Source organism: Anaerosphaera multitolerans (assembly GCF_004006535.1).
Taxonomy (GTDB): Bacteria; Bacillota; Clostridia; order Tissierellales; family Peptoniphilaceae; genus Anaerosphaera; species Anaerosphaera multitolerans.
In genome coordinates, this window is the sequence record NZ_RLIH01000002.1 from 19922 (window position 1) to 34341 (window position 14420).

A 14420-nucleotide genomic window follows, 5' to 3' on the forward strand; every position below is an offset into this window, starting at 1 on the left:
TATGTATCAGGAATATATGACAAAGATTAAAGTCGGTGAAAAAGAGTACGAACTCCTTCTCACGACCAGGGCGACCAAAGAAATCGCAGGACGCTACGGCGGTCTTGAAAACTTAGGCGACAAGCTCATGAAGGCGGAGAACTTCGAGATGGCTTTGGGAGAGATTATCTGGCTGATTACGCTGCTTGCCAATCAGCCGATCTTAATCCATAACCTGAAAAACAAGAACGACACAAAAGAGCTTCTCACCGAGGAGGAAGTGGAGCTTTTGACCTCTCCTTTGGATCTTGCGGAATACAAAGATGCCATTACGGACGCTCTTTTAAAGGCGACCAAGCGAAATATTGAAAGCGAGACGGACTTAAAAAACCCGGAAGCCGGGTAAGCGACGAAGCACTATTTGCCCGGCTTTTGTATTTCGGGCTGAGCCGGCTTTATCTTTCTCAGGATGAAGTCTGGCTCATGCCCTTTTCTTTGCTTTTAGACCTTATTGAATGTGACAGACAGTATCGCGGGCTTTCCAAACCGAAGCAGGAGCTTTTGATTGATGATGTGATTCCCTATGGAATTTGATAGAAAGGAGGCAGCTCATGGCAGATAATTTCGGCTTAAAGATTGGCCTTGAGGGTGAAAGAGAATTTAAAAAGGCCCTTGCCGACATTAACCGATCCTTTAAGGTTTTAGGCTCGGAGATGAAGCTTATCACCTCCGAGTTTTCTAAAAACGACAAATCCGTGCAGGCTCTTTCCGCACGAAACAGCGTCCTTAATAAAGAGATTGAAGCACAAAAACAGAAGATTGAAACCTTGAAGGCGGCTCTTGATAATGCCGCTGCTTCCTTTGGTGAAAACGACAGAAGGACGCAGAACTGGCAAATCCAGCTGAACAATGCCAAGGCGGCATTGAACGGCATGGAGCAGGAGCTAAATGGCAATAACGAAGCTCTAAGAGAAGCCGGCAAAAACTACGATGATGCGGAAAAATCCCTCTCCGACATGGATAAAGAAATGGATGATGTCACGGACAGTGCCGATGACATGGGAGAGAAAATAGAAGATGCGGGTGATGCTGCCGATAAATCCGAAGGAAAGTTTAGAAAGCTCGGCTCGGTCTTGAAAGGAATCGGCGCGGCGATGGGAGCCGTGGTTGTTGCTGCCGGAGCTGCCGCCGTTAAGCTCGGAAAAGAAGTCATCTCTTCTTTTGCCGACTATGAACAGCTGGTAGGCGGTGTTGATACTCTCTTTAAGGAATCGTCCGGGAAACTCCAGGACTATGCGGCAAACGCCTATAAAACGGCGGGGCTTTCTGCGAATGAGTACATGGAGACAGTGACGGGCTTTTCGGCAAGCCTGATTCAGTCCTTAGGAGGAGATACGGAAAAAGCGGTGAAATATGCCGATATGGCCATCACCGATATGTCGGATAACGCCAATAAGATGGGAACCGACATGACCAGTATCCAAAACGCCTATCAGGGATTTGCCAAGCAAAACTACACCATGCTCGACAACTTGAAATTAGGCTACGGCGGAACAAAATCCGAGATGGAAAGACTGCTGGCCGATGCCGAGAAGATTTCAGGGCTTGAGTTTAATATCGACTCTTACGCTGATGTAGTAGAAGCGATTCACGTCATCCAGGACAATTTAGGGATTACAGGCACGACGGCCTTGGAAGCGGAAGAGACCATCACAGGTTCCATCAATGCCCTGCAAAGTGCCTTTGGAAATCTCCTTGTAGGCTTTGGACGGGCGGATGCCGATATTCAAATGCTGACAGGAAATGTGGTCGATGCTTTTAAGACCGTTGTTACCAACATTACGCCGGTTATCGAGAACATGATTCAGGCGCTTCCTGCCGTGACAGGGGCGCTTCTTGAAGCAATTTCGGAGCTTTTGCCTTCGCTTCTTACCATGATCACGGATCTATTCACACAGGTCTTGGAAACTTTGATGAGTCTTCTTCCAAGTCTTATCCCGGTGGCGGTGGAAGCAATCCTGACGATTATAAATGCCATTATTGAAAACCTGCCCCTTTTGATTGAAGCGGCGGTTTTACTGATTGCAACACTGGTACAAGGCTTGGGAGAAGCCATGCCAAATCTCATCCCGGCAGCCGTTTCAGCGATTGTGACGATTGTGCAGGGCTTAATTGAGAATTTGCCACTACTCCTTGAAGCGGCTTTACAGCTGATTATGGGGCTGGCGGAAGGTCTGATTGCGGCGATTCCAATCCTGATTGAAGCGCTCCCACAGATTATTGAAGCGATTATCACCTTCCTCTTGGAAGCGATTCCGCAGATCATTGAAACAGGTATCACTCTTTTGACAGCTCTGATCGAGGCTTTGCCCGACATTATCACGCAAATTGTGACGGCGATTCCGCAGATTATTGATGCCCTGATTACGGCGATCTTAGGCTCCATCCCGCAGATCATCGAAGCCGGGATTGATCTTTTGGTAGCACTTATTCAGGCCCTTCCTCAGATTATTACAACGATTGTGCAGGCCATCCCGGAAATTATAGCCGCCATTGTGAACGCCTTTGCCGGAAACATCGACAAGATCATCATGGCAGGGGTGGAGCTTTTTGTTGCCCTTATTAAGAATCTTCCGACCATCATCGTCGAGATTGTAAAGGCGGTGCCGCAGATTATTGAAGGCATCGTCAGCGCCTTTGGTTCTCTCATGTACAAGATCGTGGAAGTCGGCGGCAATATCGTCAAAGGGCTCTGGGAAGGCATCAAGGGACTGGCAGGCTGGATCTGGGATAAGGTATCCGGCTGGGCGTCCGATCTTTGGAGTGGCATCAAGAGTTTCTTTGGCATCAGCTCTCCGTCAAAAGAAATGGCCTGGATCGGTGAAATGCTGGTAGAAGGACTTGCAGGTGCCATTGAACGCTCAAGTGGCGATGCGGTCAGAGCCAGTGAGGGCTTGGCAGAAGACATCAACAATGTGATGGGTCAGCTCGGAAAAGATATGAGCGTGGCATTGCCGACAGATTTTCAGGTTCAGGCGGAAACGGCGGTAAGCGGTGCTTTTAGAGGAGTTCCTCCGATAGGAGCTGCTCCACAGATCACAATCGAGCAGATGTTTGTTCGAAGCGAAGACGATATCCGAAAAGTTTCGCAGGAGCTCTATAACCTGATTGAAGCAGGTTCCAGAGCACAGGGACGCTTCTCGCCAGCGTAAAAGGAAGGAGTGATGCAGGGTGGGATTTATCTATAACGACATTTCATCAAAAGACATGGATGTAAAAGCACGGCTCACTTCTTGGCAGGTGTCCGGCATGCTGAGAAACTACTCGGTTTCCATTCCCGGAAAGTACGGAGTGGCGGACTTTGGCGCAGATATGGATGCCAGAGAAATCTCGGTGTCCTGTTCCATTTTTCCCAAGCTTCGCTTTTCCGATCTGGTAGAAACCTTAGACCGGATTGCGCTCTGGCTTTCCCCGGTCGACGGCTTAAAACAGCTGATTTTTGATGATGTGCCGGATCGCTATTTTATGGCAAGACTGAAGGACAAGGTGGACTGCGAAAGAGTTATTCGTGCAGCCGGAGTATTTGACCTTTCCTTCTATTGCCCCGATCCCTTTGCCTATGCTTTGGAAGATGAGGTCTTTACGATAACGGAAACCGGAGAAACACTCGTCACACGAAGCCTGGGAAATATCGCATCAAGGCCTGTCTATTTCCTCAAAGGAAGTCTTGCGAAGAACCCGGAAAACTTTATCTCCATCTCTGTAAACGGCGTGGAGATGAAGATTATCAATGCGGAGCTTTCTTTGGGAGAAATCCTTGTGATCGACACGGAGAAAATGACGGCTTATGTGGAAGATGGAAGCGGGCTTGTGCTGAGAAATGCACTCCCTTATCTCAAGGAGCTGAACTTTCCGGAGCTTAGAATTGGCGAAAACAGCGTTCTTATTCAGGCTGTGAACGGAACCTTTTCAGAGCTAAAAATTAATGCACGAAGCCGCTGGAGGTGATGACATGGCGCTTAAATTAACGATTCAATCACAGGAAGATTTTACGGGCGAATTTCCGGCTGCCCTTGCCAAATCCGGTCTTTGGCGTTTCAACGAGGGCAGCTTCGATGACCAGGGGTTTCTTATGGATTCCTCCGGCAGTAATCGCAAGATGGAAGTCATAAACCGAAGCGGTACAACGGCAGGGATTCGCTCAGGCGTGATGGGAAACTACATCCAGTTAAACCTCCATGATCCGGGAACGGAACAGTCCTATTTAAAACTTACCAATGACGGCGGCATTTTTCAGAATATCGGCGATACGATTTTAGTCGGCGGCTGGATCAAGCCGACGATATACTCTATCGGGAATACCTACTGCCCGCTTTTTAATACCAGATCAGGTCCGGGGCAGCCGATCTTTTATCTTTCCTTCTTTCAGGGAAGACCGCGCGTCATGCTCTATAACGAAGCAGGCTTGCTTATTCTGGACAGGACGACCTCTCCCTCCTTTACTTTAAAAAACGGCGGGATTTATTTTATTGCCTGTACCATTCGGCCAAATGTCAAAACGGCACAGTATGTCATAGGCGACAGGTCGGACGGCAAGTGCTGGGTATCGGAAGCCTACTCTTTTACAGGTGAACTGAACCGCTTATGCACAGCGGATATCATCATGGGCATGCACGCCGGAAGCTACTGGTATGCAGGCGGCTTTGACGACTGGTTTTTGGATACCGACTCAGAACTTACCATACAGGATCTGGAAGCATACTTTCGCTCCTCATATTTTGCAAGCGGCGGCGACAGCGCTTCATCGGTTGATGCATTAACTGAACCCGGCAAAGTGCTCTTAAAGAAAGCAGATGGTGTCTATCCTTTAACCGGAAAGCTTTTGACAACGGCAAAACCTCTGTCTCTTTCCGGTACAGGAAGGATTGCCATTACTAAGGAATATGAAGCGGGCGTAACGGATATTTCAGCGGTGGAATTTGGCCTAAGCTCCGACCTTAATACATGGGGCGAATGGACTGTTCTTCCGGAAGACGGAAAAATCAAGGCTACAGCTAACTACATCCGCTTTCGCATCACCCTTACGACAAACGATACAAAGAAAACGCCAAAGCTTCTTGATATCAGAATCTACGATATCCCCAAAGCCCCTTATGAAAAGATGGGCTTTGCAAGGCCCGTACTTTTGACAAAAGAGGGTGCCTGGGAAGCGGTTCTGGAAAACGCCTACGACATCATTGTCACAAGTGAGGTCAACGGCGAGGATACGCTCCACTTCAAGCTTCCCTTCAGAGATGAGAAAAGAAGCTATTTAGAAAACGAGAAGAAGATTCAAATCGTTGACGATATCTATAAGGTTAGAACCATCAACGACATCAAGGACTCTTCGGGAAACACCGTGACGGAAGTCTATGCCGAAGCGGAGTTTTACGATCTGACCTTCAGCGTCCGCAAAGAAGAAAAAAGCTTTGATGCAGAGACGGCGGAAACAGCGATGGCTTACGCTCTTGAGGGCACAGAGTGGCATGTCGGCACGGTCAATGTCAAGACAAAACGCACCTGGGTATCGCAAGAGAAGAATGCCCTTTCCATCCTTCGTGCTGTTGCAAGCCTTCACGGAGGCGATCTGGTCTTTGACTCATCCAACAGGCTCGTTCATCTCTATACGGTGAGCGGCAGGGATTCAGGCGCTCTTTTTGCCTACAGAAAGAATATGAAAAGCATTGAACGGGTCATCGACACAAGAAATCTTGTGACACGCTTGTATGCACTAGGAGCGGACGGGATGACTTTTTCCGATATCAATGGCGGCAAGCCCTATCTGGAAGATTTCACCTATTCAAATGATGTGCGTATCTCTACACTTGACTGTTCTTCCTTTACCAATCCCTACCAGATGAAGGAGTTCACGGCGATGAGGTTGGCGCAATATGCCAAACCGAAAATCTCCTATGTCCTCCATGCGATGGACTTATCCGTCCTTACGGGCTTTTCTCATGAAGCCTGGTCGCTGGGAGACTATGTCCTTGTAGAAGACAAAGAACTGGGGATTTCCGTTACGACAAGGATTGTGCGAAGAGAATATAACCTGCAGGAGCCTTGGAATACGGTGCTGGAACTGTCGACGACCTTAAAAAATCTCGGATCTTCCGTGGAAAGGCTGGAGACCATCGCAGATACCCTGGAAGGGGCAGGAGCTTTTGGTGGCGGCAACATCTCCGATATGGTGCCCTTTAACCATCTGAAAAACTCTCGGGCGGATGACGGGATGGCCTACTGGCTGAATTCCGGCTTTGAAGCCGTGAACGAGACGGGTGGTACGGGAACGGCCGCTTTTAAGGCGGAAGGTGCGGCAGGACTTACAAAGTCTATGGCACAGACCGTTTATCCTTCCAATCGTAAAAGCTATACCTTGTCTCTGGCCATCGCTTCGGAAAACTTGGAGAAACTTTCGGATACTTCTCAGGTCGGCGTGGAAGTGGAAATTGAGTATGAAGACGGAAGCATTGAGACGAGATTTATTGACCTTTATTAGGGGGTGAGCGGATGGCCTATTTTAGAAAAGTAAAAGACAGCATTGCGCCTAAGGGCTATATGTCAAGGCTAAAATCCGTCACGGTGCGTATCTTTATTTCAGACTGTACCGGACAAATCTTTGTGACGGACATCCTCCTTCAGGGCGGCTCTCTTGCGACCGGCTGGGTGCCGCACCCTTCCGAGATTCGCTTTACGCTGGACGGGTAATGCTATGAAGAAGTTTTACAGGCTCTCAGAGACCATCAATAAAAAGCAGGACAAACGAGTCGTGTCCGTGACAATTAGGCCGCTTTTAACCGACATGGCAGGTGTTGTTTGGCTAACCGATCTTATGCTTCAGGAAGGAGACCGGGTGACGGGCTTTTATCCGCACACGGAGATCATGCTTCAAAAAGAGCGTGAGGGCGGCGTAATCAAGGAGACTGTTTGGTATAACGGAATCGTCCGAGGACAGGAAACCCTGATTCTTTTTAATCTTGGGAAGACTTCCACAGGTCTTGATATCAAGCTATACCCCAAATCGGAGATGGGAGGTGTGACGATCTCGCAGGCGGCAGGCGGACAAAGAGCCTTTTTCCCCGGGATTTTGCAAAAGGACGATGAGCTGATTTTTTCCGCACCGGAAAGAAAGACAACAAACAATGGACAGCCTTTTCAAAAAGAAGGCTTTTATTCCTACAGTGCTGCTTGGGATTCCAAGCACAAGATCGAGCTTCCTGAAGGAAAATCTGCGAGAGTGCTCTTTACCTTACAGCAAATGGAGGAAGGAGGTGAGCCGTTTTGATTGACCCCTTAAAAAATAGAGAAATCATGGTCTGGACCTTTATGGGAAACGCCAGAATGTATGAAGCATTGGAAAAGTACGGAGACCGCATCAATCAGATCGGTCTTTTTTCTTTTAAGGTACGGGCGACAGGTGAAATCTATGAAACGGGAGTTACTATCTCGGACATGATGCCCTATATAAGGAAATGGCCGCATATCCGCTGGCTTTTAACTGTCGCTAACGATGGCTACAATTCCATCTTCAAGGCCATACGGGAAAACACAAACGGTGCACAGGATATGTTCCTCTCCGAGCTTATCCGCATCATGGAAAAGTATCCCTGGTGCGACGGTGTGGATATTGACCTGGAAGGCGGAGGAGATTACTCCACAGCGGCTAAGTCCACAGCGATGTTTCAAAATATCTATCAGGCTGTTAAAAGCTATGACGGTAGAAAACGCATCAACATCTGCCTTCCCGGCATGACAAGCGTGAAAGGCTCGGTCGGCGGTGAAAACTGGTGTGTCTACGGCGACCTTGCACCGTACTGTGATACGGCATCCATTATGAGCTACGGCATGGCCTGGGCGGGTTCTGCTCCGGGGCCTGTTTCTCCGAGAGACTGGCTGGAAGGTATCTATGACTATGCCGTATCCGTGATGCCGCCTGAAAAGATTTATTTCGGCATGCCGGCTTATGGCTGGAACTGGCAGATTTACGACACGCCTGAAAACTTAGGAGACTACTACCGGGGCGTATCGCATACCTATTACGGAGCAAAGAACTGGATGACGGGCTACTATCAGTTTAAGGAAACGGCGCCCGCTTCTCCTCAGATCCCTATCGTTGCTTACTGGGATGATTACGATAAGGGAGCCTTCGCCCTTCCGCATGTCTATGACTACATGGAAGGACGGGATGCGGAACATTACAGCTACCCCTTGATGGGTGAAGTCTATAAACGAAGGCGGTATCTCACCTCTTACGGAAAAACGCAAAAAACAAACTTTGACGGTGTCGTTGTTGACAGAAATGCAGAGCCTGATTCCTATTCCGGCATTGTCTCCATCTCGGACGGAATGATTACGCTCGGTGATAACGGAGAAGCCGTCTATGAGTTTAATGTGCCGGCTGCAGGAAGCTACGATTTGGCTGTTAAACTCGGCTTTCCTTTGTGGGATAAAAACAGTGTCCGGCTTTCACTTGACGGCATAAGCGTTCTTGTCGAGGAACACAGGCTCTGGTGGCCTTACTGGCGGACGACCTTTTGGAAAGGGGTATGGAAGGCGGTCTCTCTATCTGCCGGAACACATACGCTTACGGTATCGGTTGCCGCCAAGGGCGTGCAGTTTTACGGTTTTAAGGTCTGCAGCTCTTTCAGTGAAGAAACATCCGTCAGCGAAGCGAGCTACCTTTTGTCTCCGAGAAAGTTTAAGGACATACACGGCGTGATGGTGGCTCCAAGAGAAGGCTTTAAGCTCACTTTCGAGATGCTTCGGAGGAAAGCGGACTCCGCCCTTATCTGGTATGAGGATTTTAGAGACCGACCACCGCTTCCTGAAAGCTACTGGAGTATCCTTTCCGGTGAATGGCAGGTCTGGCAGGAGGATGAGTTCGGGAAAAACCGTCCCTACTCACAGCTGGAGGGTTACGGAGAGCTTGCCTTAAATTATGGCAGCTTTCACGACCTTCACCTGCGGGCACAGCTCATCTTCCCTCAAAGCTTTACTGGAAGGGCGGGCGTTTTTTTAGGCGATCTGTTCTGCTGCCTGAACTACGAAGCACAGGTGGTGGAGCTTTATCAGGGAGATGTTTTGCTGGGAAGTTATGCGACTTCCTTTGAAAAGACAGCTGATGCCGAGATACGAGATGCCCCGAATCTTTATACGATTGAAATGAGAAAAAGAGGCACGAGTGTCAGGGTGTATTCCGGTGCGTCAAGCAGTCTGCGTTTTCAAAGAACGGTGGCAAATACATCAGGCTTTGCAGGCATACGCTCAGACAGCAAAGTACACTGCCAGCTCTTTCGTGTGGGAGATAGCTTCACCTATGAACCCTACGAGTGCTTTGATGTCGTGCTGCCTGATGGAAGTCGGACAAGTTTTGGCAGGATTCCAAGAACCGGCGTCACTTGGGATGAGGAGTTTCAGGTTTTTACCGTCACCTCCGATATCGAGGAACATGAGACGAGAACGGAAAGCATCTCTCTTGATTATGAGTTTTTCCATTCGAGTCTTCTGCCGCTGGTCTGCGGAAACGACTATCAGGTGAAGGTCATTCCAAGAGACATCAATGTCTGGATTTCACGGCTTTTCTTAGGCGATTCCGACGGCTTTTCCATCCTCTATTACCAGGATGTGGACTCGCTCATCTACTGGGCAAATGAAGCCGCTTATCGCTGGAAAGTCAGGGGTATGTGCATGTGGTCACTCGGCCAGGAGGATTTAAGGCTCTGGGAGTGGCTGCCAAAACAGGTATAGATTTCATCAATTACACCATTTTGTACAAGGAAGTGTCTGCTACAACGCAGGCATTTTTTATTTGGAAGGAGGATTTTTAACATGAAACAAATCTGGTCTGTCGTACAGACAGCATTCACGGCTGTAGGAGGTTTCCTGGGCTGGTATCTGGGAGGGCTTGACGGCTTCCTCTATGCCCTCATCGTCTTTGTTGTCGCTGACTATGTCACAGGCGTTCTTTGTGCCATCAACGACAAAAAGCTCTCAAGCGAAGTCGGCTTTAAGGGCATCGCCAAGAAGGTGCTCATCTTTGTGCTGGTAGGCATCGGAAACATTATTGATGTCTCCATCTTGAAAGAAGGCAGTGCCATAAGGACTGCCGTCATCTTTTTCTATCTCTCGAATGAAGGTATTTCCATCTTGGAAAATTCAGCACACTTGGGGCTTCCCATTCCGAAAGCTCTGAAAAACGTGCTGGAAACACTATCGAAGGAGGATGAGGAAAGTGAATCTTAATAAGCTTATTTTTACAGAAAACGCCTGCTACAAGGCAGGCAGGAAGATTAAGGTCAAAGGCATCATGGTGCATTCGACCGGAGCAAATAATCCTTATCTGAAGCGCTATGTCGGTCCGGATGACGGAAAGCTCGGGAAAAACAAATATAACAATCACTGGAATCAGCCGATGGATAGACAGGTCTGTGTGCACGGGTTTATCGGGAAACTGCAAGACGGCACGATTGCCACTTACCAGACGCTTCCCTGGGATCACAGGGGCTGGCATGCAGGAGGAGCGGCCAACAACACGCACACGAGCTTTGAAATCTGCGAGGATGGACTTAGCGAGCGCTCGTATTTTGAGAAGGTCTACCAGGAAGCGACGGAGCTTTGTGCTTATCTTTGCAGGCTCTATCATCTTAATCCTTTAGGAGACGGTGTCATCATCGGCCACTACGAAGGTCATCAAAGAGGGATCGCTTCCAATCACGGCGATCCGAGACACTGGTTTTCAAAATTCGAAAAGAGCATGGACACCTTCCGTCAGGATGTGAAAAGGTTGATGGGCGGAAGTGCAGTCACGCCTAAGCCTGAAGGTGTTTTATATCGAGTCCGAAAGTCCTGGCAGGATAAGAAGAGCCAGATTGGAGCCTATAAGGTGCTTGCCAATGCCAAGAGAAAGGCAGATGAAAACAGTGGTTACTTTGTGTTTGATGAGAGCGGAAATGCTATCTATCCTAAAAAAGCCGGCGAAGAATACAGCACCTATACCGTAGTCAGTGGCGACAGCCTTTGGCGGATAGCTGCAAGGCTCTTAGGCGACGGAAGAAGATATCCGGAAATCAAAAAGCTTAACAGATTAACCTCCGACATCATCCATGCCGGACAAAAGCTCAAGATTCCGAAAGCGGCTGCGTCTTCTGCTCTAAAAGTTGGAGATACGGTGAAAGTGACGGCTTCCCGTTATGCGACGGGAGAAACCGTGCCGGGATGGGTGAAAGAAAGAACACACAAGGTGTCACAGATAGAAAAAGATAAAGTCCTCCTCGGCTGGCCGGACGGCATTGCATCATGGCTTCCGATTGATGGCGTTAGAAAAATATAAAGCTTGCCCCACGGTCTATGTTGAACATAGGTCGTGGGGCTATTTTTGTGTTTGCGAATCAATAGAATGCGCACATGCTATTAAGGAGGAGACACTATAAGATCTGTGATGAGATCCTTTTTCCAGCGATAAATTTCTCCCGAAAGTTATTGACATATGTCGGATATGATGTATACTGAAGATAAATGACATATGTCGATAACAAAAAGGAGGTGAATCATATGCCAAGAAGAGATGGAACAGGCCCAATGGGAGCTGGAGCAAAAACCGGAAGAGGTTTGGGCAATTGCGCAGAAGCAAAGATATCCGAGCGTGGTATAAGACGTGGTATGGGACTTGGTTGCAGACGCGGCTTCGGTCGTTGTTTTGGTCGAAGTTTGTCAATCGATCAAAGCTCTCCTGAGACAAAAAAAGACGTGCTCTGTGAACAGAAAAATATCCTGCAAGAGCAACTGAATGTGATCGATCAGCAATTAGAGAAACTATAAAACAGATTTCGTGGATAGCCGGAGGACGCTCCGGTTATTCGTGTTAGAAATGAGGTGATGCGTCATGGCAAGACCGATAAAATGGAGAAGAGTCTGTTGCCTGCCTGAGAAAAACACATTTGGCCCCCTTGATTCCCCTCCAAATGCAGAGCGTTGTGTCACGATGACGATTGATGAGTATGAGACCATACGATTGATCGACTTCGAAGGCTTTACCCAGGAAGAATGTGCCAAACAAATGAACGTAGCGCGAACCACGATTCAAGGAATCTATAGTGAAGCGAGAAAAAAACTGGCGGAATTTCTAGTTGAGGGGAAGGTCCTTTCCATTGAGGGTGGTGAGTACCGACTATGCGAGGGTTTGGGTAAAGGATGTGGTCGCGGCTGTCGCAGACGAAACCGTGGCCGCTGTTTTGCTGAGGATGAACGATGATAAGCAAGGAGGAGAACGATTATGAAGATTGCTATTCCGGTAAATGCGAAAGATATAAAATCAAGTGTGTGTGATTCCTTTGGACGCACACCCTATTTTTTGATTTACAATACAGAAACAAACGAAGAAACATCGGTTGATAATAGTGCGGCGGCAAGTACAGGCGGGGCAGGGATTAAAGCCGCACAAATCATCATTGATAATCAAGTAAATGCTTTACTAACACCGCGGCTGGGAACAAATGCCGCCGACGTGTTAAAATCCGCTAACATTTCGATCTATACAGCAATATCAGGTTCTGCGAAATATAATTTGGATGCCTTCGTGGCCGGAAAACTCTCTTTGCTGGATGAAATACATAGTGGATTCCATGGAAGCGAAAAGCATTAACATGGTTATTGCGGTTCTAAGTGGTAAGGGCGGTACAGGAAAAACACTGGTATCGGTCAACTTGGCTTCAGCGGCGGATGAATCAGCCTACGTAGACTGTGATGTTGAAGAACCTAATGGACATCTGTTTTTCAAACCGGAAGGAGTGCAGGAGACCGCAGTATCCGTTCTGATTCCGGAGCTGAATGATCAGCGATGCGACGGCTGTCGTGCCTGCGTTGACTTTTGCCGGTTTCATGCGCTTGCCTTTATCAACAATAAACCACTTGTCTTTGACGAGGTTTGTCATTCCTGTGGCGGCTGCATCTTGGTCTGTCCTAAAAAGGCACTGACGGAAAAAGAAAAAATTATTGGAAAAGTGCAAAAAGGAAAATCGGATCAGGTAACGACCTATACCGGTATATTACATATCGGGGAAGCTTCCGGGGTTCCTATTATTCAAAGACTGCTTTCCAAGGAAAGGGTGGATGAAAACAAGCTGACGATTGTGGATGGACCTCCGGGAAGTGCCTGCATGGCCATGGAAAGTATCAAAGATGCTGATTATTGCGTTTTGGTTGCTGAACCTACTTTATTTGGTGTTCATAACCTGGATATGGTTTATCAACTGGTCAAGTTGTTTCAAAAGCCATTCGGCGTGATTCTCAACAAATGTTTAGAGGACGAGAATCCGGCAGAAACCTTTTGTATAGAAAATCATATCAGGATCCTTGGGCGTATTCCTTTCGATACAAATCTCGGATCATTGCATTCGAATGCGAAGATTGCTGTTAGAGAGAAAGCTTTCTACTGGGAAATGTTTTCTGCTCTACTAGACACGATCAGAGAAGAGGTGCCACATGAAACAGCTCGTTATTCTTAGCGGTAAAGGCGGCACCGGAAAAACCACCATCGCAGGTGCTTTTATCAAACTGTCCAAGGCCAAAGCATATGCAGATTGTGACGTCGATGCCCCCAATTTGCACTTAACCAATGCTTGGAGCACGGAGCCGGAAAAAGCAGATTATTACGGTCTGCCCAAAGCCTTTATCAATCCGAAGATATGTATAGCATGTGATCAGTGCCGAAAGCATTGTCGCTTTGGTGCTATTTCCTTTGACAACCACTACAAAGTGGATCCTTATGCTTGTGAAGGCTGTGGCGTTTGCGAATATTTGTGTCCTGTGGGAGCGATTACTCTTGTGCCGGCAGTCGACGGAGAACTCATGCTATATGCTGATGGAGAAAAAGTCTTTTCAACCGCCCGGCTGAATATGGGCAGCGGTACGTCCGGGATGCTTGTCACGGAAGTAAAAAAACGCATGCAATCAAGAAGCGAAGAGGCGGAAATGGCTATTATTGATGGCTCTCCCGGCATAGGCTGCCCGGTCATTGCCTCCCTGAGCGGTGTGGATATGGTTCTGGTCGTTGCCGAACCTTCCGTATCCGGCATAAGTGACATGGAGCGTATCATCCATACGGCAGCGAATTTTGGAATCAAGATCGCCGTATGCGTCAATAAATACGATACCAATATTGATCTTGCGAAGAAGATTGAACATTTTTGCAAAGAGCAAGGACTCCACTTTGTGGGCAGGATTCCCTTTGATGCCAATGCCGTAAGAGCCATGAATGACGGGAAAACCATTGTCGATATAGATTGTATAGCAGGAACTTCGGTTAGAGAGATATATCAGAGGACCATGAAGATGCTTTATGAAGAAGATGATAGCTAAAGTGGTGTCTGGAAACCCTTGTTTGAATAAGAGTATACCCATGGGCAGAT

At 47.9% G+C, this 14420-nt stretch carries 14 protein-coding genes; all 14 read left to right on the forward strand.

The annotated features are described in order from the left end of the window. The first annotated feature begins 1 nt into the window (after position 1). The 14 genes from EF514_RS01415 to EF514_RS01480 all read left to right on the forward strand — a co-directional run bounded on the left by EF514_RS01415 (position 2) and on the right by EF514_RS01480 (position 14370). Positions 2–385, forward strand: coding sequence for a hypothetical protein (locus EF514_RS01415; RefSeq protein ID WP_127723086.1), 384 nt, complete (start codon positions 2–4; stop codon positions 383–385). A 205-nt stretch (positions 386–590) separates the two neighbouring features. Continuing rightward, positions 591–3191, forward strand: a complete 2601-nt coding sequence (locus EF514_RS01420) for a phage tail protein (protein ID WP_127723088.1) — start codon at positions 591–593, stop codon at positions 3189–3191. A 19-nt stretch (positions 3192–3210) separates the two neighbouring features. Continuing rightward, complete coding sequence (locus tag EF514_RS01425) at positions 3211–3987, forward strand: distal tail protein Dit (protein ID WP_127723090.1); 777 nt, start codon at positions 3211–3213, stop codon at positions 3985–3987. Positions 3988–3991: 4 nt separating this feature from the next. Beyond that, positions 3992–6514: a phage tail spike protein gene (locus EF514_RS01430; RefSeq protein ID WP_127723092.1), complete on the forward strand. Its 2523-nt coding sequence runs from the start codon at positions 3992–3994 to the stop codon at positions 6512–6514. A gap of 11 nt (positions 6515–6525) precedes the next feature. After that, entirely contained in the window at positions 6526–6723 is a 198-nt protein-coding gene (locus tag EF514_RS01435) for a hypothetical protein (RefSeq protein WP_127723094.1), read from the forward strand. A gap of 4 nt (positions 6724–6727) precedes the next feature. Next, positions 6728–7300, forward strand: coding sequence for a hypothetical protein (locus tag EF514_RS01440; protein WP_127723096.1), 573 nt, complete (start codon positions 6728–6730; stop codon positions 7298–7300). Beyond that, entirely contained in the window at positions 7297–9762 is a 2466-nt protein-coding gene (locus tag EF514_RS01445) for a glycosyl hydrolase family 18 protein (RefSeq protein WP_127723098.1), read from the forward strand. Before EF514_RS01440 ends, EF514_RS01445 begins: the two co-directional genes overlap by 4 nt. A gap of 81 nt (positions 9763–9843) precedes the next feature. Next, complete coding sequence (locus tag EF514_RS01450) at positions 9844–10257, forward strand: phage holin family protein (protein ID WP_127723100.1); 414 nt, start codon at positions 9844–9846, stop codon at positions 10255–10257. After that, on the forward strand, positions 10247–11344 hold the full coding sequence (locus EF514_RS10890) for an N-acetylmuramoyl-L-alanine amidase (protein ID WP_127723102.1): 1098 nt from the start codon (positions 10247–10249) through the stop codon (positions 11342–11344). Before EF514_RS01450 ends, EF514_RS10890 begins: the two co-directional genes overlap by 11 nt. A gap of 221 nt (positions 11345–11565) precedes the next feature. Continuing rightward, positions 11566–11832 carry a DUF5320 domain-containing protein gene (locus EF514_RS01460; RefSeq protein WP_127723104.1) on the forward strand — a complete coding sequence of 89 codons (267 nt, stop codon included), beginning with the start codon at positions 11566–11568 and terminating at the stop codon, positions 11830–11832. 64 nt (positions 11833–11896) lie between these two features. Continuing rightward, positions 11897–12265, forward strand: a complete 369-nt coding sequence (locus EF514_RS01465; protein WP_127723106.1) for a DUF134 domain-containing protein — start codon at positions 11897–11899, stop codon at positions 12263–12265. Positions 12266–12286: 21 nt separating this feature from the next. Further along, positions 12287–12655 carry a NifB/NifX family molybdenum-iron cluster-binding protein gene (locus EF514_RS01470; RefSeq protein ID WP_127723108.1) on the forward strand — a complete coding sequence of 123 codons (369 nt, stop codon included), beginning with the start codon at positions 12287–12289 and terminating at the stop codon, positions 12653–12655. Further along, complete coding sequence (locus EF514_RS01475; protein WP_205666352.1) at positions 12636–13517, forward strand: nucleotide-binding protein; 882 nt, start codon at positions 12636–12638, stop codon at positions 13515–13517. The genes EF514_RS01470 and EF514_RS01475 overlap by 20 nt, the downstream gene beginning before the upstream one ends. Next, the gene (locus EF514_RS01480) at positions 13495–14370 is read left to right on the forward strand and encodes an ATP-binding protein (protein ID WP_127723110.1); all 876 of its coding nucleotides are present in this window, start codon (positions 13495–13497) and stop codon (positions 14368–14370) included. Before EF514_RS01475 ends, EF514_RS01480 begins: the two co-directional genes overlap by 23 nt. Positions 14371–14420: the final 50 nt, after the last annotated feature.

What these genes read in the sequence shown, in the direction of transcription:
- EF514_RS01435 (WP_127723094.1), top strand. Translation starts at nt 6,526, where the DNA reads ATGGCCTATTTTAGAAAAGTAAAAGACAGCATTGCGCCTAAGGGCTAT.
- EF514_RS01480 (WP_127723110.1), top strand. Translation starts at nt 13,495, where the DNA reads ATGAAACAGCTCGTTATTCTTAGCGGTAAAGGCGGCACCGGAAAAACC.
- EF514_RS01420 (WP_127723088.1), top strand. Translation starts at nt 591, where the DNA reads ATGGCAGATAATTTCGGCTTAAAGATTGGCCTTGAGGGTGAAAGAGAA.
- EF514_RS01465 (WP_127723106.1), top strand. Translation starts at nt 11,897, where the DNA reads ATGGCAAGACCGATAAAATGGAGAAGAGTCTGTTGCCTGCCTGAGAAA.
- EF514_RS01470 (WP_127723108.1), top strand. Translation starts at nt 12,287, where the DNA reads ATGAAGATTGCTATTCCGGTAAATGCGAAAGATATAAAATCAAGTGTG.
- EF514_RS01415 (WP_127723086.1), top strand. Translation starts at nt 2, where the DNA reads ATGTATCAGGAATATATGACAAAGATTAAAGTCGGTGAAAAAGAGTAC.
- EF514_RS01430 (WP_127723092.1), top strand. Translation starts at nt 3,992, where the DNA reads ATGGCGCTTAAATTAACGATTCAATCACAGGAAGATTTTACGGGCGAA.
- EF514_RS01460 (WP_127723104.1), top strand. Translation starts at nt 11,566, where the DNA reads ATGCCAAGAAGAGATGGAACAGGCCCAATGGGAGCTGGAGCAAAAACC.
- EF514_RS01475 (WP_205666352.1), top strand. Translation starts at nt 12,636, where the DNA reads ATGGAAGCGAAAAGCATTAACATGGTTATTGCGGTTCTAAGTGGTAAG.
- EF514_RS01440 (WP_127723096.1), top strand. Translation starts at nt 6,728, where the DNA reads ATGAAGAAGTTTTACAGGCTCTCAGAGACCATCAATAAAAAGCAGGAC.
- EF514_RS01450 (WP_127723100.1), top strand. Translation starts at nt 9,844, where the DNA reads ATGAAACAAATCTGGTCTGTCGTACAGACAGCATTCACGGCTGTAGGA.